We start from the raw sequence: 24,501 nt of genomic DNA on the forward strand, positions 1-24,501 counted from the left end.
GGTCAGCCCTTCATCTGCGCGACCGGCGGCGCGCTCTCGTCACCGGTGAGCGACTTCTGCGCGGTCGCCGTGAAGGTGGTGCCGCTGCCGGAGAGCTTCGCCTGGTACATCGGCTGGAGCAGGGCGTGGTCCTCGGCGCGGATCTTCATGGTGCCCTTGACGCCCTCGAACTCCCAGCCCTCCAGCGCGGTGACCATCTTCTCCACGTCGTCGCCGCCTTCCTGCACGGCCCGGACGACCATCTGCGCGGCGGCGAACCCGTCCGGGTGGAACAGGTCGAGCGTGCCGCCCGGCACCTTCGCCTTCGCGGCCTTCGCGGCCTCGGTGTCGCTGGCGCCGTCGAAGTAGTGCGACAGGAACGAGATCTTGCTGCCGGCCGCGCCGAACGTCGGCCACGAGGCGCGGATGTCCAGGCCGGTGACGACGGTGGTGGAGGCGAGGACGCCCTGCTGGTCGAGCGTCTGCCACATGGCGCCGGCGGTGGTGCCCGCCCAGGCGACGAAGAGCAGGTCCGGCTTGGCGGCCTTGATCTGGCTGGCGAACGGCGTGAACTCGGTGGCGCTGGCCGGTGCCCGGACGCTGCTCACGTTCGCGCCCGCGCCGCCGATGACGGCCTTGACGGCGGCCTCGTTCGCGTCGCCGAACGCGCCGTCCTGCGCGAACACCACTACCTTCTTGCCGCCCGCGTCGCCGATGAACGAACGGGCGGTCACCACGTCCTGCCACGACTGCCGGCCGGAGCGGAACGTGTACTTGTTCGCGCCGGTCACCGCGTCCGTCGCGGCCGGGCCGGAGATGAACAGCACCTTGTTCTGCGCGGCGATCGGCGCGACCTGGAGCGCCACCCCGGAGGAGGTGGACCCGGCGATGATCTTCGTACCCTTGCCGATGAGGTCCTTCGCGGCGGACACGGCCTTGGCCGGGTCGCCCGCGTCGTCGGCCTCGGTCACCTCGATCGTGCGGTCACCGACCTTGCCGGTGCCCTTGGTGGCGAAGTCGAGGCCGGCCTTGAAGCCCTCGATGTACTGCTTGCCGTAGCTGGCGAGCGGCCCGGACTGGGAGTAGACCAGACCGACCTTGACCGGGGCGGCGGCGTCGCCGCCGCCGGATGCGGTGTCCTGCGGGCTGCCACAGGCCGTGGCGGCCAGAACGACCGCCACCGAGGTGGCGGCGGTAAGGAACACCCGTCGCGTGTGCCGGATCGTCATTGCGACTCCAGGTGAGGACAGGGGGAATGTCAGTTGTCGGCTCACGCTAGAAGTGACGTCACCCACGGGCTATGTGGTCGGCGCACACAAGTGCCCGGGACAGGATGGCCGCTCGTTACAACGCCGGACATCGGCACGTAACCGCGCCGACCCGGGATGGCCGCACCCACCACGCGCACCTCGCCGGGAATGTCGGCCCACGCCATCGCGCCGGTCACCGCCCGCCGCATTCCCCGTCATGGTCGGCCGCCCGTGCGCATCGCCGGCCACCGTCACGCGGCCGGTCGCACCAGACCCAGTGGCGTACCGACTGATCGTCCTCCCGCGACACGGTCGTCCCGGCGCGCTCCACGTCGGCCAGGAACCCGAGCGCCCGGCAGATGGCCCGCGCGAACCCGCGCGCGCCGTCGAGGTCGGCCGCGAGAACCGGCAGGTGTACGACGAACCGCTCCCGGCTCACCGCTGCGCGCCCGGCGTGAACCGGGACTGCCAGCTCTTGAGCGCCGCCTTGATGCGGGTGTTCTCCTCGGCGTACCGGGACGCGTCGCGCCGGGCCAGCGCCAGGTCACCGGCCACCCGGTAGAGGAAGGCGTGCACCTCCGCCGGGTCGAGTCCGTGCCGCACGGTGCGGAACTTCCGCTCGCGGATCTGCCCGACGCTCAGCGGCCGGCACGACTCCGAGCGGTACCAGCCCTGGTTCGGCGGCCTCCGGGTCCGGTTACGCCGCGCCGACTTGAACAGGTTGAGCACGTTTCGCACGCCGATCCTCCTCACCGAGCCGTGGAGGCGGCCCGCCCGCAGACAGGGGACGCGGGCGGGCCGCCGACCCCGAGACCGCAGCCCGTTCGGCGGTACGGCCCCGGAGCCCAATCCGGGTCCGACTCCCGAGGTTTGCCGAACCAACCGGAGCCGGACGCGACTCAACCTACACCAGTATCTGGTTATGCGCGAGCCTCCACTCTCGACGCGCTGGGCAACTTGTTGCAGTTACTTGTGCAGGTAGGGCAGGATCGGATTCGCCGAACCAACCGGAGTCCCCACCATGCCCACAGCAGAAGCACCGTTCCGCCGTATCGCCAACGACATCGCCGCGAAGATCAAGAGTGGCGAGCTGAAGCCGGGCGACCGGCTGCCCTCGACCCGCGAGTTGGCCGAGTCCTACGGCGTCCACATGAACACGGCCTACCGTGCGATGTCGTTGCTGCACGATCGCGAGCTGATCACCGGCCAGCCCGGCCGAGGCACCTACGTAGCCGAACCCCCGGCCTGATCAACTCCACTACGCCGAGGTGGTGGCATCATCCCGCCCCGCCCCGCCGATCTTGGAGTTGTGGCGCCTCAGATGCCCGGTTCGCGGCTTACGCGAGGCACCACAAGTCCAAGATCGATGGAGCGGCCCGAGATCTTGGTACGGGATGGCCCCTCGGGGGGCCGTTTCGTACCAAGATCTCGGGAGCGGGCGAGCGCGACGGACCCCGGCACGCTAACGGGGTGCCCGCCGGAACGGCGAGCACCCCGTGAACAGGAGCAACGGTCAGCGGCCGGCTCGGGCGGCGACCGCCGTGTCGGGGTGGTCGCTGAACACGCCGTCCAGGCCCAGGTCGAAGAACAGCTCGTACTCGGACGTGATGTCACCACGCGCGTTCGGGTCGGTGCCGATGCGGAAGTCCACCGGCAGGAACTGGTTCTCGGCCCGGAACGTCCACGCGTGCACCACCAGCTTCTGCCGGTGCGCGTCACGGATCACCGAGGTCGGCGCGAGCAGCCGTCCGGCGGAGTCGCGGGGAACGATCAGGTTCTTGTTCAGGCCGACGCCGTCGGCGTACCGGGAGATCCAGGCCAGTCCGGCGGGCGTGGCCAGGTCCGCGTAGGTCCGCTTGTCGCCGCCCGCGACGAAGTCGTAGGGCGCGCCGCTGGCGTCCATGAGCTGCACCAGCCGTACGTCGATCATCTTGTCGAGTTTGCGCAGGTTGGCGGTCTCGAAGCTCTGCACGAACACCGGGTCGGCGCGGTGGGTGAGCCGGTTGCGGCGCAGCACCGCCACCAGCGGCTCCTCCAGCGGGCGGCCGATCGAGGCGAAGTAGGTGGGGTGCTTGGTCTCCGGGTAGACGCCGATGGTCCGGCCCCGGGCCTTCGACTCGGTCCGTGCCAGGTCGATGACCTCCTGGAACGTCGGGATCTCGAACTTGCCGTCGAACGCGGTGTTCGCGACCCGCACCTGCGGCAGCCGCTCCTTGGCCCGCAGCGTCTTCAGCTCGGCCAGCGTGAAGTCCTCGGTGAACCAGCCGGTGACTGTCACCCCGTCGATGGTCTTCGTGGCCTTGCGGGCGGCGAACTCGGGGCGGACGGCCACGTCTGTCGTACCGGAGATCTCGTTCTCGTGCCGCGCGACCAGGACGCCGTCCCTGGTCGCGACCAGGTCCGGCTCGATGAAGTCGGCGCCCTGCCGGATGGCGAGCCGGTAGGCCTCCAGGGTGTGCTCCGGGCGGTAGCCGCTCGCGCCGCGGTGGCCGATCACGATCGGCCGCTGGGTCGCGCGGGCCTGCTCGGCGGCGCGGTGGTCCGGGCCGGCCTGGGCGGCCACGGCCGGCACCACCACAGCCGCCGCGAGCAGCGCGCCGGCCACGCCGAGGGCGGAAAGGGTACGTCGCAACGCCGTCTCCTGTCGTCGATGGGTACGCACAGCAGACCGGGCGCGGTTGACCGCCAGTTGGTCGGTTCCTGACCTGCCGGTGAATCTCCGGACGGAAGATGACGGGATGCGCCGCCTGCTCCGGAAGCCCGTACGGCTGGTGCCGTTGGGGTTCCTGGCGGTGATCCTGGTCGGCACCGGTCTGCTCATGCTGCCCTGGGCCACCAGCGAGGAGCGGTACACCCCGTTCGTCACCGCGCTGTTCACGTCCACGTCGGCGGTGTCGGTGACCGGGATGGCGGTGACCGACACGCCGAACTACTGGAACGGCTTCGGGCTCGTGATGATCACCGTGCTGACGCAGCTCGGCGGCCTGGGCATCCTGACCGGGGCGTCGCTGGTGATCCTGGCGGTCTCCCGCCAGCTCGGTCTGCGCAACCGGCTGCTCGTGCAGGCGGAGACCGCCGAGTTCGGCCTCGGCGACGTACGCCGGCTGCTGTTGCGCATCGCGGCGACCGTCTTCGTCACCGAGGCCCTGATGACTGCGGTGGTCGCCGCGCGCCTGTTCCTGGCCTACGACTACCGGCCGGGCCGGGCGCTCTGGTCGGCGGTGTTCCACTCGGTGCAGGCGTTCAACAACGGCGGCTTCGCGCTCTACTCGGACGGTCTGATCGCGTTCTCCCGCGACGGCTGGGTGGCGCTGCCGCTCAGCATCGGGGCGATCATCGGCGGGCTCGGTTTCCCGGCGCTGTTCGAGGCGGTACGCGAGTGGCGGCAGCCGGCGCGCTGGGCGGTCGCCACGAAGCTGACCGTCTGGGGCAGCGTGGTGCTGACCGTCTTCGGCGTCGCCTACCTGCTGATGGCCGAGTGGGGCAACCCGTTCACGATCGGCACCTACGACGTGCCGGGCAAGCTGCTGGCGTCGTTCACCCAGATCGCGTTGAGCCGTACCGGCGGCTTCGACGTCATAAACGTCGGGCGGCTCACCGACGAGAGCTACCCCATGCTGATCGGCCTGATGTTCATCGGCGGCGGCAGCGCCAGCACCGCGGGCGGCATCAAGGTCTCCACGTTCTTCCTGCTCGGCTTCGCCATCTGGGCCGAGTTGCGGGGCGAGCCGGACACCACTGTCGGTCGCCGCCGGGTGGCGGCGGCCAGCCAGCGGCAGGCGCTGACCGTGGCGCTGCTGAGCGTGGCGCTCGTGGCGGGCGGGACGGTCGGCCTGATCGGTTTGACCTCGCACGTGTCGTTCTCGGCCGCGTTGTTCGAGGTCACCTCCGCGTTCAGCACCACCGGCCTGACCGTCGGGGTGTCCGGGCAGCTCTCCCCACCCGGTCAGTACGTGCTGATCGCGCTCATGTACATCGGCCGGGTCGGGCCGCTCACGCTCGGCTCGGCCATCGCGTTGAACACCCGTCGACGGCTGTACCGCTACCCGGAGGAGCAACCCATTGTCGGCTAGACGCCCGGAGGAGACCGGCATCGCGGTGATCGGCCTGGGCCGGTTCGGCTCGCGCCTCGCGGACTCGCTGTCCCGCCTCGGTTACGAGGTGCTGGCGATCGACCACGACCCGGCGCGGGTCCAGCACTGGTCGGCCGACCTCGACCGGGTGGTGCAGGCGGACACCACCGAGGAGGTGGTGCTGCGCCAGCTCGGGCTGGCGGACTTCCGCCGGGTGGTGGTCGCGATCGGGGCGTCGCTGGAGGCGAGCGTGCTCACCGTACTGGCCCTGGCCGAGCTGGGGATCGAGCAGATCTGGGCGCGGGCCACCTCGGAGAAGCACGCCAAGATCCTGCACTCGGTCGGCGCGCACCACGTGGTCTTCCCCGAGGCGGAGACCGGTGAGCGGGTGGCGCATCTGATCGTCAGCCGGATGCTCGACTTCATCGAGTTCGACGACGACTTCGCCATCGCCAAGGTCAAGGTCCCGGCGCCGCTGGTCGGGCGGTCGCTGCGCGACATCGCGCCGCAGGACCGGTACGGCGTGATGGTGGTGGGTGAGAAGCAGGCCGGGGAACGGTTCCGGTACGTCGGACCGGACACGGTGCTGGAGGCGGACAGCGTGCTCATCGTGGAGGGCGGCATCACCCAGGTGCAACGCTTCTCCGCGCTGGCCTGACCGTCAGTCCTTCTTCGGGCCCTTGCCCTTGCCCGGCCCACCCCCCTTCGACTGGTCTACTGTGCTTTTCCCTTGGGGCCCTCCTTGCCCTTGCCGGGCTTCGGTGCGGCCTTGGGCTTCGCCGGTTTGGGCTTCGCCGGCCCGCTCTTGGTGGTGGTCTTCGCGGTGGACTTGGTGGGCGACTTGACCGGCGTCTTCACCGGCGGCGCGGTGGTGGGCGCCGAGCCGGCGATCCCGGACACCTGCACGCCGCAACTCTTGCCGCCGACGGTGAACTCCACCGGCAGCGTGTTGCTCCCGGTGTAGCGGCCGGCCAGCGTGAGCTTCGCCGACGCGCCGGGCGCCAGCGCCGGGGTCGCGGTGGGCGCGGGAATCGACACGGTACGCCCCTCCTGCCGGGCCGGCGGCTGGGCCGTGGTGACCGTCTGCTTGCCGGGGAACGTGAAGTTCATGGTCCAGCCGCGCAGTTCCCGGTCACCGGTGTTGGTGAGCGTCAACTCGGCGGCGAAGTCCTTGCCGGTGTCGCGGCGCAGCGAGTAGTCGACGGCGCAGGGCGTCGGCTCGGGCAGGCTCATCCGCGCCTCGGTCGGCTCGACACCGCCGCTGGCCGGGCTCCGCGACGTCAGTCCCCACATCGTGGCGGTCACCGCGATCAGGCCGACGGCGGCGACACCGGCCTCCACCTTGCGCCGCCGCGCCACCGCCCGCCGCGTGCGGGTACGCACCGCCGAGAACGGCAACGCGTCGGTCTCCGCCGACCACGGCAGGATCGTGGTGCCCGCGTTCTCGGCGAGCGCCGGGTCCATCCGGCCGAACGCCGGTGACACCGGCACGATCGCCGCGATACCGGCCGCCTCGGCGAGCGTACGGGCCACCTCGGCGGTCGCCGGGCGGTCCTCGGGGCGCTTGGCCAGGCACCGCTGCACCAGCGCGGCGACCGGCTCGGGCAGGCCCGGCACCGGCGGCATCGGGTCCGGGTCGCGGTACATGTGCGCGCGCAGCATCTCGGTGGTGGTGCTGGCCTGCCACGGCAGACGGCCGGTGAGCATCCGGTACAGCAGCAGCCCGACCGCGTACACGTCGGTGGCGGGCGAGACGTGGCCGTTGTCCAGCCGCTCCGGCGCCAGGTAGGCCGGCGTGCCGAGCAGCGCGCCGTCCGGCCCCTTGTCGCTCTCCCCCACCAGCGCCGAGATGCCGAAGTCGACGACCTTCACGCCGGTCGGGGTCAGCATGACGTTGCCCGGGGTCACGTCCCGGTGCACCACGCCACGGGCGTGCGCGGCGGCGAGCGCCGAGGCGACCTCCGCGCCGATGGTCATCGCCTCCCGCCACGGAAGCTGCCCGTCGCGGCCGAGCCGCCCGCTGAGCGGACCGCCGTCGACAAGCTCCATGACCACGTACGGCACGGTCAGGCCGACCTGGACCGACTCGCCGTAGTCGTACACGTTGGTGATGTTGGGGTGGCACAGCCGCGCGGCGGCCTGCGCCTCCACCCGGATCCGGTGCCGGAACGCCTTGTCGCTGGCCAGCCGTGAGGCCAGCACCTTGACCGCCACCTGGCGGCCCAGCACCTCGTCGTAGCCGCGCCAGACGACCGACATGCCGCCCGCACCCAACTGCTCGACGAGCCGATAGCGCTCGCCGAGCAGTTGCACGCCGTTCCTGACCGGTCCACCCATGGTCGGTCCTGTTGCCCGAAGTGGGCCCCGGTACACCTCAGCGGTCGGAATCGGTCAGGAAAGTCACCCGTTCAGGCGGTCGCGAGGAGTTGGTCCACCGGCGCGTAGTCGTCGGTGAGCACCATCGCGTCGCCCACCCATTCGGTCACCGCCGCCTCGTCCATCAGCTCGGCCCGCTCCGGCAGCAGCTTCAGACCGGGCGGGATCGCGGCGAGCGGCAGCGGCGCGTCCGAGGCGACGATCACGAAGTTGGCGCCCTGCTCCCCGTCGATCGCGCCGGGCGGCGCGATCAGCGCGACGTGCGCGAACTCGGCCTTCACCGTGGCCAGCTCGGCCCGGATGAACCGGCCCGGCGGGTAGTCGATGACGTTCTGCACGTAGATCCCGTCCGGGCGCAGCACCCGCCGGATGTCGGCGGCCATCTCCCGGGTCGCCAGGTGCCACGGCACCACCAGGTGCCCGAACGCGTCGCCGACGACGAAGTCGCGGCTGTCGGTCGGCTCGCCGCGCAGCAGCACCCGCGCGTCGCCCACCTCGGCGCGCATCTTCGGGCCGGTGCGCAGGCCCAGCTCCCGCCGGTCCAGCTCGACCAGCCCGCCGTCCAGCTCGAACACCAGGTTGTCGGTGCCGGGCCGGGTCGCGGCCAGGTAGTTCGGCACGGTGAAGCCGCCGCCGCCCAGGTGCAGCGCGTCCATCGGCTGCTTCGCCGGCCGCGCCACGTCCGCGACCAGGCCGATCCACTGCGTGTACGCGTACTTCAGGTGGTTCGGCTCGTTCAGGTCGACGTAGGAGTGCTCGGCCGAGTTGAGGTAGAGCGTGCGTCCCTGCGGCCACGACGGGTCCACCTCGACCCGGGCGCAGTGGTACGCGGTCTCCACGTCGCACGGGTTCGGCGCGGCAGCGGTGAGCCCCGCCGCGGCGAGACCGAGCAACGCCAGCGCGGCCTTGACCCGGCCCGGCGTGGACGGCCCGCCGGCCCCGGCCTGCCGTCGCAGCCACACGCCGAGCCCCAGCCCGGTCACCCCGAGCGCGGCAGCGAGTCCCAGCACGATGACGGAGCTGGACAGCGCGGCCACCAGCACGAAGCCGGTGCCCAGCGTGGCGGTGATGCCGCCGAGCGTGCCGATGCTGGACAACTTGCCCACCACCTGGCCGGTGCGGCGCAGGTCGGCGAGCTGAAGCTTCACCACGAGCGGGGTGATCCCGGCCAGCAGCGCCGCCGGCAGCACCACGGTCAGCGCGGTCAGCAGGAGCACCGCGCTCGCCGCGCCGCCGCGCAGCACCTCACCGGCGTACCTGACGATCGGCAGCGTGACGGCGGTGGCGATGCCGGCCAGCACCAGCGCCGGGGCGAGCAGGGTACGCGGGTCACGCCGGTCGGCGAGCCACCCGCCGAACCACGCCCCGTACGCGATCGCGGCCAGCGCCATGCCGATGACCGAGCTGGTCACCTGGAGCGTCACCCCGACGTACGGGCCGACCAGGCGCAACGAGACGGTCTCCAGCACCAGCACCGCGCCGCTGGAGAAGAAGACGAGGAACGCGGCGAGCCCGTTCGGGAGGGCCCGCGGCGGAACCGGGGCGTCGGCCGCCGGTTCCGCCATGACGTCGGACGATGTGCTGCTCACCGTGGCGATGGTACGCAGCGCCGCCGGCGGGCCGCGTCAATACATCGAGATGTGAACATGGTTTGTGTGGTCCGCAGCCGGGCTGCCGCCACCGCTGTACGCGCGCCAGCCGGTGTTCGGCATCCAGATCTGCCGATACCAGATGACGTACATGATGCCGAGCCGGTTCGCGTTGTTCTTCGCCCAGGCGGCGAGGCTGTCGCCGTACGCCTTGTCGCCGCCGGTGGCCGTCTTGTCCTCGAACCCGCCGCTGGCGGCGGAGAAGTCGCAGGCCCGGCCCTTGGGGTGCTCGCCGCCGCCACCGCTGCGGTGACACGAGGCGTAGCGCTTGTAACCGGCCGCCTTGGCCTGCTGGAGCATGTGCAGCGTGCGCGGCGTGATGCAGCCGGACGCGGGCGTCGGGTCGTCCACCGAGCACGACTCCGACGGCCACGAACCGTCCGAGTTGCGCGGCGCGGGCTTCGCCGACGAGGAGGTGCCGTTGAACCCGGACCCGGCGCCGGAGCTGACCTTCGCCAGCGCCACCTCGGCGTCCTTCTTCTTGCGGGCCTGCACCGCGACCTGCTTGGCCTGCTCGCGCACCTCGGCGTCGATGGCGAGCTTCGCCTCGGCCGCCTGCGCCTTCGCGTCGGCCAGCTCCCGCAGCCGTTTGCTGTCCCGCTGGGCCATCACGTCCAGCTCGGCGGCGCGCTTGAGGAAGTCGTTCGGGTCGGCGCTGGCCAGCAGCATCGACGTCGCGGTCAGCCGGCCCATCCGGTACGACTGCGCGGCCACCTCACCGGCCTGCGCGCTGAGCCCGACGAGGCGTACCTCGATGTCCTTGAGCTGGGTGTCGAGCGCCTTCTGCCGGCGCTTGGAGTTCTCCAGCTTGTTCTGGGCCTCGATGTGGCCCTTCGCCGCCGCCTCCAGCGCCGCCCGCAGCTGCTTGCTGCCGCCCTCGTTCGGGGCGTTCGGGCTGGGTACGGCGGCGGCCGGCCCGGCGGCCACGCCGGAGCCGAGAAGCACGGCCAGCGCGGCGAACGCGGCGAGCAGCGACCGCCGGGCGCGCCGGCCGGTAGAGCTGGTCCTGGGCACGTGATGGTCCTTCCGTCGACCGCCGGCCCCCGTACACCGAGCGGCGTCTCCGCCGGCGCCGGTCGGCGGCCTGCTGGCGGAGACCGCCGGTCACGATACCGGAACACGCGCGACACGCCAGGCCGGAGACGGCGTACGGCGGCTGGCGTCGACGCAGCGTGCCGTGGCCGTCGCGCAGCGCCGCTCAACCACCCAGCAGGGCGGCGCTCACCTCGTCCCAGACGTCCGGGCTGGCCGCCACGAGCAGTCCCTTGCCGTCGTCGGCCGGGTGGTAGTCGGCGCCGTCGAAGCGGCGGGCCACACCGCCGGCCTCGCGCACCAGCAGGGTGCCCGGCGTGTGATCCCACGGCAGGGTGCGCCAGAACAACACGAACTGCTGCGCGCCGGTGAGGATGTCCAGGTACTCCCGGCCGGCGCAGTGCTGGCCGGGCAGCAACTCACCGATGCGGCGCCCGCCCTCCTCCACCTGGCGGCGGAAGTCCGGCGGCAGGAACTTCGTCGCCGCGGTGCCCCGCAGCGCGCCCACCCGCGGCTCCGCCGGCGGCGTCCGCAGCGTCGCTCCGTCCAGCCGGGTGCCCGCGCCGAGCCGGCCCGCCGCCATCGTGCCGTCCAGCGGGTCGTACACCCAGGAAGCCACCGGTACGCCGTCCGTGAGCAGCGCCGCCATCAGCGCGAACGGCCGCCGCCCGGCGGCGAAGTTGGAGGTGCCGTCGACCGGGTCGACGAGCCATACGTCACCGCTGCCGCGCAGGTGCCGCAGCAGGTCCGGGTCCTCGGCGACGGCCTCCTCGCCGACCACCACCGAACCGGGCAGCAACTGACGCAGACCCTCGGAGATCAGCGCTTCGGCCTCCCGGTCGGCGACAGTCACGACCTCGCCGGGCGCCTTCTCGGAGATGTCTGCCTCGTCGAGCCGGCGGAACAACGGCACGACGACCTTGGCCGCCGCCTCCCGCAGCAGCGCGCCGACGTCGTCCAGCAGCGGGTCAGCCACGCGGAGGCAGCTTGACCACGCTGACGAAGAACTCGTCGATCTGGCGGACCACCGAGATGAAGCGTTCGAAGTCCACCGGCTTGGTCACGTAGGCGTTGGCGTGCAGCTGGTAGCTGCGCAGGATGTCCTCGTCGGCCTGCGAGGTGGTGAGCACCACGACCGGGATGCGGCGCAGTTCCCCGTCCTTCTTGATCTCTTCCAGCACCTCCCGGCCGTCGCGCCGGGGCAGGTTCAGGTCGAGCAGGATCAGGTCGGGCGTCACCGCGTCCGCGTACTGGCCCTCACGGCGCAGGTACGCGAGCGCCTCGGCGCCGTCGGAGACGACGGTGAGGCGGTTGCGGAGCTTGTGCTCCTCGAACGCCTCCTGGGTCATCAGCACGTCGCCCGGATCGTCCTCGACGAGCAGGACCTCGATCGGGCTCTTGCCGTCCGCGGGCGCGGTCATCCCACCGTCTCCTTCATGCCACCGTTTGTACCGTGTCCGTCCGCCTCCGCGGGCGGCTCTTCGCGTGCTTCGCCGTCCGGCTGACGCCCGACGGCCGCCGGGTCACCCTCGGCGGCCTCGGCCTGCTCCCCGGCCTCGGCCACCTCCGCCGCCTCCGCCGCCTTGGCGGCCTCGATGTCGGCCTCCAGCGCGGGCAGCGTGAACCGGATCGTGGTGCCCTCGTCGGCGTCGGTGTCCACCCAGACCCGGCCGCCGTGATACTCCACGATCTTCTTGACGATCGCCAGCCCGATGCCGGTGCCCGGGTACGCGTCCTTCGAGTGCAGCCGCTGGAAGATCACGAAGATCTTGTCGGCGAACTCCGGCTCGATCCCGATGCCGTTGTCCCGGCAGCTGATCTCCCACTCGCCGTCGACCAGCCGCGCCGACACGTGCACCTTCGGCGGCACATCCGGGCGGCGGAACTTCACCGAGTTGCTGACCAGGTTGACCAGCAGGTTGGTCAACAACGGCTCCTCGCCGCGGATGGTCGGCATCTCGCCCCAGGTCAGCTCCGCGTCGGCGTACTGCACGGCCGCCTCGGTCTGCCCCGCCACGTCGCCCATCACCTTGTTCAGGTCGACCTCGGTGAAACCGGTGGTCAGCCGGCCGATCCGGGAGAACGCCAGCAGGTCGTTGATCAGCCGCTGCATGCGCTGCGCGCCGTCCACCGCGAACGCGATGTACTGGTCGGCGCGCTCGTCGAGCTGCCCGGCGTACCGCCGCTGCAGGAGCTGGCAGAAGCTGGCCACCTTGCGCAGCGGCTCCTGCAGGTCGTGCGACGCGACGTACGCGAACTGCTCCAGGTCACGGTTGGAGCGGGTCAGCTCCTCGGCCTGCTTCTGCAACTGGCTGTTGACCCACTCGATGCGCTCCCGCGCCTCGCGTACCTCGTCCAGCTCGCGGGCGATCTTCATCCGCATCTGGTCGATGTCCTCGGCGAGGCGGCGGAACTCCGGCGGCCCGGACCCCTCGATGCGGTGCCGGTAGTCGCCGTCGGCCACCTCACGCACCTGGCCGACCAGGGCGGCCAGCGGGCGGATCAGGATCCGGTCCAGCGAGAGCAGCATGACCACGCCGGCCGTCGTGACCACCAGCGCGGCGATGATCAGCAGCACGACAAGCGTGTTGCTCGTCGCGTTGACCCGGTCGGCGGTCTCCTGCCGGACGGTGAGGATCTCGTCCTGGAGCGTGTTCACCGACGAACGGATGCCGTCGAACTGCTGCCGCGTCGCGTCGGTGATCAGCGCCTGGCCCGCCGCCGCGCCGTCCCGCTCGACCGTGCTGATCACCGGCTCGGCCACCTGGCTCCGCCACTGCGCGGTCTTCTGCTCCACCACGTCCAGCGACCGGCGCACGTCCGGGTAGTCGGCGGAGAGATCGCGGATCGAGGCGGCCAGGCTCTGCTCGCGCTTCACGCCCTCCTGGTACGGCTCCAGGTCGGTGCGGTCGCCGTTCACCGCGTACCCGCGCACCGAGGTCTCCTGGTCGAGCAGCGCGCTCATCAGCTCCTGCGCCTGCACCCGCAGCGGACCGGTCTTGAGCAGCACCGCGTCGATGTTCTGGCGGTTCTGCGCGGCGACCGCCGCCTCCGCGCCGGCCAACCCGAGCAGCAGCACGACCACCACGCCGAGCAGCGCGGCCACCCGCCGCCGCAGGGTCCACCCCTGCTGGTACGCCTTCACCGGTTCCTCCCCGTCGCCCTTCGCGCTCGCGCTCACCGGCCGCTGCCCCGCGTGACCAGCAACATCGCCACGTCGTCGGCCAGCGGGCCACCGTTTATCTGCTCGGCGCGCCCCACCAGCCAGGCGGGCAGCTCGGACAGCGGCACCGCCCGGTTGGCCGGGTCGGCGAGCAGATCGGTCAGACCGGGCACGTCGAGCCGTTCGTCACCGCCGTCCACCCGGCCCTCGATGAGGCCGTCGGTGTACATCAGCAGAGACCAGTCGTCGGTGTCGAACTCCAGGTCGAAGGCGATCGGGCGGCGCGGCCGTACGCCCAGCAGCAGCCCGCCCCTGGCCGGCACCGGCGCGACAGTGCCGCCGCTGAGCAGCAGCGGCGGCGGGTGACCGGCGAGGCGTACGGTGGCCCGCGCCGACGCCAGGTCGAGCCGGGTGGTGGCCACCGTCGCGAAGATCTCCTGGAGGCGGCGCTCACTCATCAGCACCTGCTCCAGCGCGGGCAGCACCTCGTCGTCCGGCACCCCGGCCAGCACCAGCGCCCGCCAGGCCACGCGCAGCTCGACGCCGAGCGCCGCCTCGTCCACGCCGTGCCCGCAGACGTCGCCGACGATCAGGTCGATCCGGTCAGGCCGGGTCTGCACCACGTCGTAGAAGTCGCCGCCGATCAGCGCGGCGTGCCGGCCGGGCCGGTAGAACGTGTGCACCGACACCTCGTCGGTGGTCATCAACGGCTGCGGCAGCAGGCCGCGCTCCAGGCGGGCGGACTCGGCCTGGCGCAGCTCCACCTCACGCAGCCGGCGGGCGTTCTCGTCGGCCCGCTTGCGCTCCACCGCGTACCGCAGCGCCCGGGTCAGCAGGACCCCGTCGACCTGGCCCTTGACCAGGTAGTCCTGCGCGCCCTCGGCGACCGCGACGATGCCCAGGTGCTCGTCGGACCGGCCGGTCAGCACGCAGACCGCCGCGCCGCTGGCCATCTCCAGCACCCGGCGCAGCCCGTCCAGGCCCTGCGCGTCCGGCAGGCCCAGGTCGAGCAGCACGCAGTCCACGCCCATCACCCGCTGCCGGGCCTCGCTGAGACTGGTCGCCACCAGCAGGTCGATCATCGAGTTGGTCTCGGCGAGCAGCTCGCCGACCAGGAAGGCGTCGCCCTCGTCGTCCTCGACCAGCAGCACCCGTAGCCGCTCGCCCGGCGGTACGCCGCCGTGCAGCCCCGCCCCGGCCGACGGCACGTGGACGGCGCCCGACGCGCCGGAACCCCGCTGCGGTCGGGTAACCGCCGCGAGTCGCGGGAGTTCGCTGGTGATGTCGGGCTCCTTCCGAATGCCCTGCTGATCCTGACTCAGACCACAGTCATACACAACGCGGCCGACACCGGCGCGGCGGAGCGGGTGACCGGTCCACCTCCACAGCGGCACGGTCGACAGACGATGTTACGCCGGGAGCGCTGTCACGCCCGCAGCGCACCGTCCGAGGACTGCCGCCGCAGCCCCCGGGGGTGCAGGATGATGCCCACCCCGTTGATCCACCCCGAGGAGTCCCCGTGGGCGCACCCCCCACCCGTCCCGCCGACCGGGCGCTCACCAGGCCCCGCCGCCGGCTGACCAGCGCCGTCGCCGCGCTGATCGCGCTGCTCGCCGTCGGGGCGGGCGTCCTGGTCGGCCTCTCCACCCCGGCGCCGGCCCCGGCGGACGCGCCCGAGCGCGAGTTCAGCGCCGCCCGGGCGTACCGGAACGTCGAGGTGATCGCGGCCGAGCCGCACGTGGCGGGCAGCGCCGCGAACGACCGGGTACGCGAGCACCTGGTGGCGACGCTGCGCGGGCTGGGCCTGCAGACCGAGGTGCAGGACGCGGTCGCGCCCGAGGCCGGGCAGTTGTCCGGCGCGGCCGGCGGGGCCACGCTGGCCCGGGTCCGCAACGTGGTGGCCCGGCTCCCCGGCACCGACCCGACCGGAAAAGTGTTCCTGGTCTCCCACTACGACTCGGTGCAGACCGGGCCGGGCGGCAACGACGACGCCGCCGGCACCGCCACGATCCTGGAGGTGGCCCGGGCGCTCACCACCGGCCCGCGCCCCCGCAACGACATCGTCTTCGTGCTCACCGACGCGGAGGAGGCGTGCCTGTGCGGGGCCGCCGGGTTCGCCGCCGACCACCCGCTCGCCCGTGACGGCGGGGTGGTGCTCAACCTGGAGGCGCGCGGCTCCACCGGCCCGGTGATCATGTTCGAGACGTCCCGGAACAACGCGAAGCTGGTCGAGGTGTTCGGCAAGGCCGCGCCGCACCCGGTGGGCACCTCGTTCGCGGTGGAGATCTACCGCGCGCTGCCGAACGACACCGACTTCACCGCGTTCCTCGACCGCAAATTCGTGGGCCTGAACTCGGCGTACATCGACGGCGGCGCGATCTACCACACCCCGCTGGACGTGCCGGCCCGGGTGGACCGGGGCAGCCTCCAGATGCACGGCGACAACGCGCTCGGCCTGGCCCGCGAATTCGGCCGCACCGACCTGGGCGACCTGAGCGCCGACCACGACGACACCTACTTCCCGGTGCTCGGCGGCCTGGTGAGCTACCCCGGCTGGCTGACACTGCCGCTCGCCGTCGCCGCGCTACTCGCCGTCGGCGCGCTCGGCTGGCTCCTGCGCCGCCGTGGCCGCGCCACCGCCGGCACGCTCGCCACCGGCTTCGGCCTCACCCTGCTGCCGGTCGTCGTGGCGCCGCTCGGCGCGTGGCTGCTCTGGGCCGCGATCACCACGATCCGCCCCGGGTACGCCGAACTGCTCGACCCGTACCGCCCGGTCTGGTATCGGCTCGCCGTGGTGGCGCTCTCCGCCGCGGTGCTGTTCTGCTGGTACGCGCTGCTGCGCCGACGGGTCGGCCCGGCCGCGCTGGCGTTCGGCGGGCTGGCCTGGCTCGCCGTGTTCGGCGTGCTGCTGGCGGTGGCGGTGCCCGGTGGGGCGTACCTGACGACACTGCCCGCCCTGGCCGGCGCGCTCGCCGGTTTCGCCGCGCTCGCCACCCGGCGCGACGGACCGTGGCCGGTGGTCGCGGTGACACTCGCCGCCGCGGTGGCGGTGGTGATCCTGCTGCCGCCGGTGGTGCTGCTGTTCCCGGCGCTCGGCATGGGCATGGGCGCGGTAGCCGCGCTCGTCGCGGTGCTGCTCGGCCTCGCCGTACTCCCGGTGGTGGACCTGCTGCACCCCCGGGCCGGCGGCCAGCGCGGCCTGCTCGCGCTGCGCGCACGCCGGCTCGGCGCGCTGCCCGCCGCGGCCGCCGCGCTGGCGGCGGTGGTGCTCGCCGGGGTCGGCCTCGCAGTGGACCGCTTCGACGCCGCGCATCCCGTGCCGACCCACCTGATGTACGCGCTGGACGCGGGCACCGGGAAGGCGGCTTGGCTCACCCGCGAGGAGAAGCCGCAGCCCTGGACCGACGGCTACGTCGACCGGAGCATCGCGGTGGCCGACGACTTCCCCGGGCTGGGCAACAGTGAGATGCGCGCCGGACCGGCCGCCGCGGCGCCCGTGCCCGCCCCGAAGCTGGACCTGCTCTCCGACACCCGCACCGGTGACCAGCGCGTGCTGCGCCTGCGCGTGACGCCGCAGCGGCAGGTACGCCTACTCACGCTGCACGTCGACACCAGCACCGCCACCGTGCGGTCCGCCTCGGTGGCCGGGCGGGACGTGCCGGTCGAGCCGGGCGGCGGGAAGTGGGGGTTCGGGATCGTGTTCCACGCCCCGCCGCCGGAGGGTGTCGAGGTGACGCTGACGCTCGTGCCCGGCGCCGGGGCCGTTTCGGTGCGCGCGATGGACGCCAGTGACGGGCTCTCCGGGGTGCCCGGGTTCCGGGAGCGGCCGGAGGGTGTGGGCGTGGTCGGCTCGCACAGCTCGGAGATGCTGGCGGTGGCGCGCACGTACCCGCTCTGACCGCCACTTACTTGCACCACCTCGCCGAAGTGGCGGTATCCCCGCGCCGGGATACCGCCACTTCGGCGTACTGGAGTGGATCAAGCTAGAGCAAGCCGCGCCCGATCGTGCTGACAGCGATGGGGCGGCCGGTAAACGGCCTGATGTTGAACGGCACTCTCCCCCGACTGCGCCATTAGCCATCCAGGAGTGCCTGAGCGCAACAACCAGGAAATGCTTACGAGCGGTAGCGCTTCGTGACAGACATCATGCCCTTGCGCCCGCTCATCTTCCTCGATAGCTTGCTACGAGCAACGGGCACCGGCCGCTCACGGAAGGTGTGTGGCCCAACTATCGGGGGATTCCTTGCGTCTGATTAAATTGCGGTCCGCTGTTGCGTCGATTCTCATAGCCGCAGGTCTGGTTGGAGTCGCGTCTCCTGCGAATGCCGCCGCAACCGCTTACCTGACCAAGTCGACGAAGCTTGCGCGGATCCCGGCGGAAGGCATGGCCACTGCGTGCATCTCCAGGCAGATCCAGCTCGCCTCGGGTACCTACTCGTGGGGTCACGTCATGCTCAACCAGGAAGGCTATCAGGAAAGAAGCATCTATCTCACTGCCGCGAACTACAACTGGAAAGAGTGCATTGATCCGCGTTCCGGATACTACACTCTCACCGGCTCCCTGCAAGTTATCGTAGACTCGGACCCCCTTCCGGCGGCCCACCTCGAACCGCTCGATATTGATATCCGCGGCATGAGCGATGAAGACCAGAATTGGACCTGGGGTAGCTACATAAACCCCAAGTTCTGACCCGGACGGCGGTACGTGCCGGAGCACCCGGAAACGGCATGATCTTGCTTTCGGCCCCCTCTGAACGACCCAGGACGCAGGTCAGGGGGCATGCCGGTTCTACTTCCAGCGGAAATGCACGAACAAACGGCCGAAGTTCTTCGAGTCCTTCTCGACCCGGTGGTAGAGCTGCTTCACGTCCTTCTGGTCGAGGAACCGCAGCACCTTCTTCTTCAGCGCGCCCGACCCCTTACCCGGGATGATCTCCACGAGCGTGGCCTTCTTCGCCACCGCCTCGTCGATGATCCCGCGCAGTGCACGATCGATGTCGTGGCCCTTGTTGTAGATGTCGTGGAGGTCGAGCTTGAGCTTCACGGTCCCATCCTAGGTACGCGGAAGGGCAGCCCGCCCGGGCTGCCCTTCCGCGTGATCAGTCAACGACCGACCTTGCCCTCCACCCGGCGCAGCGCGGTGGCGTAGTCGGTGTTCGTCGAGTACATCGCGGCCGCGATGCGCAGGTGCCGCAGCGCGTCCACGGGCCGGTTCATCCGCTCCAGCGTGCGGCCGAGCACGTGGTGCGCGTAGTGGTCGCTCGGGTCCCGGTCGACCAGCTCGCGCAACTGCTCCTCGGCCCGGTTGAGCTGGGCCGACTGGAAGTAGGCGCGGGCCAGCAGCTGCCGGACCGACGAGTTGTCCGGCTCGGCCTCGATGATCGGTTCGAGCAGCCGGGCCGCTCCGGTCGGGTCACCCGCTTCGAAGAACATGGTCGCCCGCCGGTACTCCGCCAGAAGATCCACTCGACCCACCTCCTCGTGTCGCGCCAGGCCCTTGGTCCGACGCTGGCACAACACCGGCGGGAGCGCGAGTGTTCCTGCGGGGCGAAAGATCAGGTTGTGGGGTCGTACCGGCCGCCGACCAGGTCCCAGGCCCGGACACCGCCGACGATTCCGGCAGTGTTCGGGACGATCACCACGTCGTCGCCCATCCGGGCCACCTGCTCGGGCCGGATCAGCCGGGAGTTGCCGCCGCCGAGGTACAGCCGGTCCCAGCGGAACACCGGCCGCAGGCCGTCCACCACCTGCCGGATCCGCCGGGACCAGAACGCGTCGCCGAGGCGCCGCCGTTCCGGCTCCCCCACGTACGTGTCGTAGGTGGTGTTCCACCGCACCGGCGCGTGCGACAGCTCCAGGTGCGGCGCCAGCACCCCGCCGTCGAACAGCGCGCTGCCCAGCCCGGTGCCGAGTGTCAGCACCAGCTCGCAGCCGGCCCCGGCGACCACGCCCGCGCCGTGCACCTCGGCGTCGTTGAGCACCAGCGCCGGTACGCCGAACGCCTCGGCCAGCGCGGTGCGCGCGTCGTAGCCGGACCACTCGGCCAGCAACTCGGGGTCGACGCGGCTGCGCGGCCCGGAGCGGGTCACGTAGTGCGGCGTCGCCACCACGACGCCGTGCCGGATCATGCCGGGCATGCCGACGGTGAGCCGGTCCGCCGTGGGCAGGCGGGCGCCGAGATCCAGCAGCGTCTTGACGAACAAGGCAGGCGGCAGCGGGTACGGCGTGGGCACGCGCAACGGCCGCGCGCGCATGGTCCCGGCGGCATCCAGCACGGAGGCCTTGATCCCGCCGCCACCGCAGTCGATCGCCAGTGTGGTCACCACGGCTGTGAGTCTCCCTCAGATCGGTGCCGCCGCAAGCGTGGGTCGCGGTAATCCGGATGCGCACGCCGGTAGGCTCGGTGCCCTGATGAGCGCCACGTTGATCGCCAAGGACCTCACCGCCGGCCACGGTGACCGCCTCCTCTTCGAAGACCTCGACCTGGTCGTCGCGCCCGGCGACGTGGTGGGTCTGGTCGGGGTCAACGGCGCGGGCAAGTCCACGCTGCTGCGTACCCTCGCCGGGCTGGTCCCACGCGAGCAGGGCACGGTCTCGCTCAGCCCGCCCACGGCGACGGTCGGCTACCTGCCGCAGGAGCCGGAGCGCCGGCCGGGCGAGACGGTCCGCGAGTTCCTGGCCCGGCGCACCGGGGTCAGCGCCGCGCAGGCCGCGCTCGACGCCGCCACCGAGGCGCTCACCGCCGGGGCGGCGGGCGCCGACGACGCGTACGCGAATGCTCTGGAACGCTGGCTCGACCTCGGCGGCGCGGACCTGGACGAGCGGGCCGCGCAGGTCGCCGCGGAGCTGGGTCTCGACGTCGGCCTCGACCATCCGATGACCGGCCTGTCCGGCGGGCAGGCCGCCCGCGCCGGGCTCGCGTCGCTGCTGCTCAGCAGGTACGACGTCTTCCTGCTCGACGAGCCCACGAACGACCTCGACCTGGCCGGGCTGGACCGGCTGGAACGCTTCGTCACCGGGCTGCGCGCCGGGACCGTGGTGGTCAGCCACGACCGCGAGTTCCTCACCCGCACCGTCACCCGGATCGTCGAGCTGGACCTGCATCAGCGGCAGGTCAACCACTTCGGCGGTGGCTACGCGGCCTATCTGGAGGAGCGGGAGGTGGCGCGCCGGCACGCCCGCGAGGAGTACGAGGAGTACGCCGACACGAAGGCCGACCTGGAGGCGCGCGCCCGCACCCAGCGGGCGTGGATGGAGAAGGGCGTCAAGAACGCCCGCCGCAAGGCCACCGACAACGACAAGATCGGCCGCAAGTTCCGCACCGAGTCGACCGAGAAGCAGGCCGCGAAGGCCAAGCAGACGGCCCGGCTGATCGAGCGGCTGGAGGTGGTCGAGGAGCCGCGCAAGGAGTGGGAGCTGCGGATGGAGATCGCCGCCGCGCCCCGCGCCGGCGCCGTCGTGGCCTCGCTGCGAGGAGCAGTGGTACGCCGTGGCGGCTTCACGCTCGGCCCGGTGGACCTGCAGATCGACTGGGCCGACCGGGTGGCGATCACCGGGGCGAACGGCTCCGGCAAGAGCACCCTGCTCGCCGCGCTGCTCGGCCGGCTGCCACTGGACGAGGGGCACGCCGCGCTCGGCCCCGGCGTGGTGGTCGGCGAGGTCGACCAGGCCCGGGGACTGTTCCTCGGCGACCAGCCGCTGCTCGACGCGTTCGGCGCCGCCGTACCCGATCTCGCCCCGGCGGACGTGCGGACGCTGCTGGCGAAGTTCGGGCTGCGCGCCGACCACGTGCTGCGGCCGGCGGCGACGCTGTCCCCCGGCGAGCGGACCCGGGCCGCGCTGGCGCTGCTGCAGGGGCGCGGCGTGAACCTGCTGGTGCTCGACGAGCCGACCAACCACCTCGACCTGGCCGCGATCGAGCAGCTCGAATCGGCGCTGGCGAGCTACCCGGGCACGCTGCTGCTGGTGACCCACGACCGGCGGATGCTCGACGTGGTGAGCGTGAACCGGCGGCTGCGCGTGGCGGACGGACGGATCGCCGAACACTGATCCGTGCCGAGTCGGCCGGGCGGGTCCACAATGAGCGCATGCTCAAGTGGGAGTACGCGCTGCTGGTCCGTCGTCGTCAACCCGCGTCGACCGACCTCGGGTTCGAGGTCGTCTTCATCTGGTACGGCCCGGACGGCTCCATGATCGACGTCACGCCGTACGGCGACACCGCGCTGGCCCACCTGAACCGGGCCGGTGACCAGGGCTGGGAACTGGTCGCGATGAGCGAGGACCCGTCGCTGCCCGGCAACAACGAGCTGCACCGCTACCACCTCAAGCGCCCGAAGGCAGCGGCCGCCCAGCCGCGCCAGCGGATGCGCAGCTCCCGCACCATCCGCCGAACCCTCTCCCCCTGACCCTCCTCCCTCCCGCCCGCCACCCCTCCCTCCCCGCCCCTCCCGCCCCTCAGCGCGTCGATCTTGCAGTTGCGGCCCTCCGTTTGCCCCTTTTGCGAGCTTGGCCCGGGCCACAACTCCATGATCGACAGCGCCCACCCCAAGCCGCCCGTCGGAGCGTGCACCCCCGACCCGAAACCGGCGGTGATCAAGGAGTTCGTGTGGACGTCGCCCTCGAAAAAGGACACAAACTCCTTGATCAACGGGGTGGGGGTGGCCTCTCGCGATCGAGGAGTTCGGGTCCATCCACGCCGACGCCAGCACGAACTCCTTGATCCCCGAGTCGCGGGAGATCTTGGAAGGAAAGTGCCCCCATGACCGCCGAAATCTTCCAAGATCTCGGACGCGCCCCGGTGATCAAGGAGTTTGTGTCCTCGCGGGCGTCTTCTGGTGACACAAACTCCTTGATCAACGGGGTGGGGCGGGGCGGACGGCGGGACGGGGTGGAGGAGGACGGCGGACGGGTCGGGGCATATTGGGGTGAAATGGGGGTAACGGGCCGCCGGAGGTGGCGCATGGTGGCGATGGGGCAGACCGCGCTCTCGGGTGAGCGACTCCGGCAGACCGACGAGTTTCTCGCCGAGGCGTGGGCCGACCTGGTCCGGCACGACGAGCGGCTACGCGGGACGACCGTCGAGGTGCGCTTCGACCGGGGGGTGGCGCACCTGACCGGCGCGGTCGCCGACCCGGCGCAGTTGCGGCTGGTACGGGAGTTGATCGGCCGGCTGTCGGGCGTACTCGGGGTCTGGTGCCGGGTCGCCGTGGGCGGGCGGGCGCCGGTGGTGGTCGACCTGGGCTGCGGCGCGACCAAGCAGTGGCCGGGCAACCTGGGGCTGGACATCTATCCGGCGCCGGGGGTGAACGCGGTCGCCAATCTCGCCGGCTCGCTGCCGCTGCGCGACGCCTCGGTGGACGTGTTCTTCGCGGTGCACATCGTCGAGCACCTGATCGACTTCCTGCCACTGTTCGACGAGTGCCACCGGGTGCTGCGGCCCGGCGGTGTGCTCCACGTGATGAGCCCCTGGTGGCGGCACGTCAACGCGGTGGCCGACCCGACCCACGTACGCCTGCTGGACGTGCAGACGTTCAAGGGCATCTGCGGTCAGCGCCCGCCGGGTACGCCGCGCTGGTATCCGCTGCACGTCGGCTGCGACGGCGCGTCGGTCTTCGCCGACCTCACTCCCCTGCCCCCGGACGCGCCGCCCCCACCCGCATCCCACCTGGCCCGCTTCTTCGACTGACCCCGGCCGAGCCGGACCCACCCCGGACCCGGACCCACCCCGTCGATCATGAAGTTGGCGGCACTCAAGGAGATCGACATCGCCGCCAACTTCATGATCGACGCGGCTGGGACGCGGCCGGGACGCGGCCGGGACGCGGCTGAGACGCGGGGCTAGAGGGGGGCGGACTCTCGCAGGGCTAGGTGGTGAGGGGTCACCAGCTCGCGGGGTGGGGAGTCGCGGTCGGGGCCGAGACGTCCGGCCAGCAACTCGACCGCCAGGCGGGCGATGCGTTCCTTGTCGGGGGCGACTGTGGTCAGCGTCGGGATCGAGAAGCGGCCGTCCTCGATGTCGTCGAAGCCGGCCACCGCGACGTCCTCGGGCACGCGCAGGCCCGCCTCGTGCAGGGCGCGCAGCGCGCCGAGCGCGAGCGTGTCGTTGAAGCAGAAGACGGCGTCGGGGCGTACCCCGGTGGCGAGCAGGTGCCGCATGGCGGCGGCGCCGTCCGCGCGGTGCCAGGCCGGCGCGGGCGCCACCAGGCGGTCGTCGTACGCGATGCCGGCCTCGGCCAGCGCGGCGGTGTAGCCGGCCAGGCGGAGCCGGGCGCTGGCGCCCTCGGGGGTGCGCTGGGAGCCGATCGCGGCGATCCGGCGGCGGCCGAGCCCGATCAGGTGGGCGGTGATCTCCCGGGCGGCGGCCACGTTGTCGATCATGATGTGGTCGGCGGGGCCGTTGTCGACCCGTTCGCCGAGCAGCACCACGGGCAGGCCGTGCAGGGCGGCGAGGTCGTCGGAGGTGAGCGCGAGCGGGCTCAGGATCAGGCCGTCGATCATGTGGTCGCCGATGCCGCTGGCGGCCTTGCGCTCCTGCTCGGAGCCGCCGCCGGTCTGGTGTATGAGCACCGTCCAGTCGTGGTCGGCGGCGGCGGTGACGACGTGCCGGGCCAGCTCGGCGAAGTAGGGGATGTCGAGCTCGGGCACGGCCAGGGCGATCACCCCGGTACGCCCTTTGCGCAGGTTGCGGGCCGACAGGTTGGGCCGGTAGTTGAGCGCGGCGATGGCCTCCTCGACCCGGGCCCGGGTGTCGGCGCGTACGTGCTGGTAGCCGTTGACGACGTTGGAAACGGTCTTCACCGACACTCCGGCCCGCTCCGCGACGTCCTTGAGCCTGTGCCGCACTGAACTGTCCTCCCGGTGAACGCTGGCCGCACTGTACCGCCTCACGACGACGTGACGACCTCTTCACACGGAGAGTTACAACGTTGCAGAAATTCACGGTCGATCAGGGCGGAGCCCTCCCGACCCGCGCGTCGAGA

Annotated in this window: 23 protein-coding genes; 8 read left to right on the forward strand and 15 right to left on the reverse strand. The window is 71.8% G+C overall.

Annotated features, from left to right (window positions below; all coding sequences use genetic code 11):
- Window positions 1-2: 2 nt before the first annotated feature.
- From PVK74_RS18175 to PVK74_RS18185, 3 genes are all read right to left on the reverse strand, one after another.
- Window positions 3-1,208 (reverse strand): substrate-binding domain-containing protein, encoded by a 1,206-nt coding sequence (locus tag PVK74_RS18175; protein ID WP_166457657.1) that lies wholly within the window; start codon window positions 1,206-1,208, stop codon window positions 3-5.
- A 214-nt stretch (window positions 1,209-1,422) separates the two neighbouring features.
- Window positions 1,423-1,668 (reverse strand): hypothetical protein, encoded by a 246-nt coding sequence (locus PVK74_RS18180; RefSeq protein WP_069088016.1) that lies wholly within the window; start codon window positions 1,666-1,668, stop codon window positions 1,423-1,425.
- Complete coding sequence (locus PVK74_RS18185) at window positions 1,665-1,967, reverse strand: DivIVA domain-containing protein (protein WP_064446650.1); 303 nt, start codon at window positions 1,965-1,967, stop codon at window positions 1,665-1,667. Before PVK74_RS18185 ends, PVK74_RS18180 begins: the two co-directional genes overlap by 4 nt.
- Before the next feature lie 283 nt (window positions 1,968-2,250).
- On the opposite strand from PVK74_RS18185, the gene PVK74_RS18190 reads away from it, so the two are divergent.
- Complete coding sequence (locus PVK74_RS18190; RefSeq protein ID WP_069088015.1) at window positions 2,251-2,478, forward strand: GntR family transcriptional regulator; 228 nt, start codon at window positions 2,251-2,253, stop codon at window positions 2,476-2,478.
- Between the two features lie 264 nt (window positions 2,479-2,742).
- Here the strand turns inward: PVK74_RS18190 and PVK74_RS18195 are convergent, their stop codons facing one another.
- Window positions 2,743-3,861 (reverse strand): glycerophosphodiester phosphodiesterase, encoded by a 1,119-nt coding sequence (locus tag PVK74_RS18195; RefSeq protein ID WP_274476858.1) that lies wholly within the window; start codon window positions 3,859-3,861, stop codon window positions 2,743-2,745.
- A 106-nt stretch (window positions 3,862-3,967) separates the two neighbouring features.
- Here PVK74_RS18195 and PVK74_RS18200 point away from each other — a divergent pair, with 106 nt between their 5' ends.
- Window positions 3,968-5,302 carry a TrkH family potassium uptake protein gene (locus PVK74_RS18200; RefSeq protein WP_113973481.1) on the forward strand — a complete coding sequence of 445 codons (1,335 nt, stop codon included), beginning with the start codon at window positions 3,968-3,970 and terminating at the stop codon, window positions 5,300-5,302.
- The gene (locus PVK74_RS18205; protein WP_064446653.1) at window positions 5,292-5,960 is read left to right on the forward strand and encodes a potassium channel family protein; all 669 of its coding nucleotides are present in this window, start codon (window positions 5,292-5,294) and stop codon (window positions 5,958-5,960) included. Before PVK74_RS18200 ends, PVK74_RS18205 begins: the two co-directional genes overlap by 11 nt.
- 56 nt (window positions 5,961-6,016) lie before the next feature.
- Here PVK74_RS18205 and PVK74_RS18210 read toward each other — a convergent pair whose 3' ends face one another.
- The 7 genes from PVK74_RS18210 to PVK74_RS18240 form a co-directional block, all read right to left on the reverse strand.
- Window positions 6,017-7,639, reverse strand: a complete 1,623-nt coding sequence (locus PVK74_RS18210) for a serine/threonine-protein kinase (protein WP_274476861.1) — start codon at window positions 7,637-7,639, stop codon at window positions 6,017-6,019.
- 71 nt (window positions 7,640-7,710) lie between these two features.
- Window positions 7,711-9,243 (reverse strand): fused MFS/spermidine synthase, encoded by a 1,533-nt coding sequence (locus PVK74_RS18215; RefSeq protein WP_274479288.1) that lies wholly within the window; start codon window positions 9,241-9,243, stop codon window positions 7,711-7,713.
- Between the two features lie 60 nt (window positions 9,244-9,303).
- Window positions 9,304-10,341 carry a VldE C-terminal domain-containing protein gene (locus tag PVK74_RS18220; RefSeq protein ID WP_064446656.1) on the reverse strand — a complete coding sequence of 346 codons (1,038 nt, stop codon included), beginning with the start codon at window positions 10,339-10,341 and terminating at the stop codon, window positions 9,304-9,306.
- A gap of 184 nt (window positions 10,342-10,525) precedes the next feature.
- On the reverse strand, window positions 10,526-11,335 hold the full coding sequence (locus PVK74_RS18225) for an inositol monophosphatase family protein (RefSeq protein ID WP_274476862.1): 810 nt from the start codon (window positions 11,333-11,335) through the stop codon (window positions 10,526-10,528).
- Window positions 11,328-11,780: a response regulator gene (locus PVK74_RS18230; protein WP_043328130.1), complete on the reverse strand. Its 453-nt coding sequence runs from the start codon at window positions 11,778-11,780 to the stop codon at window positions 11,328-11,330. Before PVK74_RS18230 ends, PVK74_RS18225 begins: the two co-directional genes overlap by 8 nt.
- On the reverse strand, window positions 11,777-13,504 hold the full coding sequence (locus tag PVK74_RS18235; RefSeq protein WP_064446848.1) for a sensor histidine kinase: 1,728 nt from the start codon (window positions 13,502-13,504) through the stop codon (window positions 11,777-11,779). Before PVK74_RS18235 ends, PVK74_RS18230 begins: the two co-directional genes overlap by 4 nt.
- Window positions 13,505-13,536: 32 nt before the next feature.
- Window positions 13,537-14,730 (reverse strand): PP2C family protein-serine/threonine phosphatase, encoded by a 1,194-nt coding sequence (locus PVK74_RS18240; RefSeq protein ID WP_064446658.1) that lies wholly within the window; start codon window positions 14,728-14,730, stop codon window positions 13,537-13,539.
- A 311-nt stretch (window positions 14,731-15,041) separates the two neighbouring features.
- Between PVK74_RS18240 and PVK74_RS18245 the strand changes: the two genes are divergently transcribed.
- Together PVK74_RS18245 and PVK74_RS18250 are read left to right on the forward strand one after the other, a co-directional pair.
- Complete coding sequence (locus tag PVK74_RS18245) at window positions 15,042-17,420, forward strand: M28 family peptidase (protein ID WP_274476863.1); 2,379 nt, start codon at window positions 15,042-15,044, stop codon at window positions 17,418-17,420.
- A 321-nt stretch (window positions 17,421-17,741) separates the two neighbouring features.
- Entirely contained in the window at window positions 17,742-18,212 is a 471-nt protein-coding gene (locus tag PVK74_RS18250; protein WP_274476864.1) for a hypothetical protein, read from the forward strand.
- Window positions 18,213-18,311: 99 nt separating this feature from the next.
- On the opposite strand, the gene PVK74_RS18255 is transcribed toward PVK74_RS18250, so the two are convergent.
- The 3 genes from PVK74_RS18255 to PVK74_RS18265 form a co-directional block, all read right to left on the reverse strand.
- A complete protein-coding gene (locus PVK74_RS18255) occupies window positions 18,312-18,566 on the reverse strand; it encodes a Smr/MutS family protein (protein ID WP_064446661.1) in 255 nt (84 codons plus the stop codon).
- Window positions 18,567-18,625: 59 nt separating this feature from the next.
- A complete protein-coding gene (locus PVK74_RS18260) occupies window positions 18,626-18,988 on the reverse strand; it encodes a tetratricopeptide repeat protein (protein WP_018787684.1) in 363 nt (120 codons plus the stop codon).
- 89 nt (window positions 18,989-19,077) lie between these two features.
- The gene (locus PVK74_RS18265) at window positions 19,078-19,848 is read right to left on the reverse strand and encodes an ROK family protein (protein ID WP_274476866.1); all 771 of its coding nucleotides are present in this window, start codon (window positions 19,846-19,848) and stop codon (window positions 19,078-19,080) included.
- An 85-nt stretch (window positions 19,849-19,933) separates the two neighbouring features.
- Between PVK74_RS18265 and PVK74_RS18270 the strand changes: the two genes are divergently transcribed.
- From PVK74_RS18270 to PVK74_RS18280, 3 genes are all read left to right on the forward strand, one after another.
- A complete protein-coding gene (locus PVK74_RS18270; protein ID WP_274476867.1) occupies window positions 19,934-21,571 on the forward strand; it encodes an ABC-F family ATP-binding cassette domain-containing protein in 1,638 nt (545 codons plus the stop codon).
- Window positions 21,572-21,609: 38 nt separating this feature from the next.
- Entirely contained in the window at window positions 21,610-21,927 is a 318-nt protein-coding gene (locus tag PVK74_RS18275) for a hypothetical protein (protein WP_043328117.1), read from the forward strand.
- Between the two features lie 554 nt (window positions 21,928-22,481).
- Window positions 22,482-23,207, forward strand: a complete 726-nt coding sequence (locus PVK74_RS18280) for a methyltransferase domain-containing protein (protein WP_043328114.1) — start codon at window positions 22,482-22,484, stop codon at window positions 23,205-23,207.
- Between the two features lie 152 nt (window positions 23,208-23,359).
- On the opposite strand, the gene PVK74_RS18285 is transcribed toward PVK74_RS18280, so the two are convergent.
- Window positions 23,360-24,364, reverse strand: coding sequence for a LacI family DNA-binding transcriptional regulator (locus PVK74_RS18285; protein WP_113973489.1), 1,005 nt, complete (start codon window positions 24,362-24,364; stop codon window positions 23,360-23,362).
- Window positions 24,365-24,501: the final 137 nt, after the last annotated feature.

Origin of the sequence: Micromonospora chalcea, assembly GCF_028768405.1 — a bacterium.
Classification (GTDB): Bacteria; Actinomycetota; Actinomycetes; order Mycobacteriales; family Micromonosporaceae; genus Micromonospora; species Micromonospora chalcea.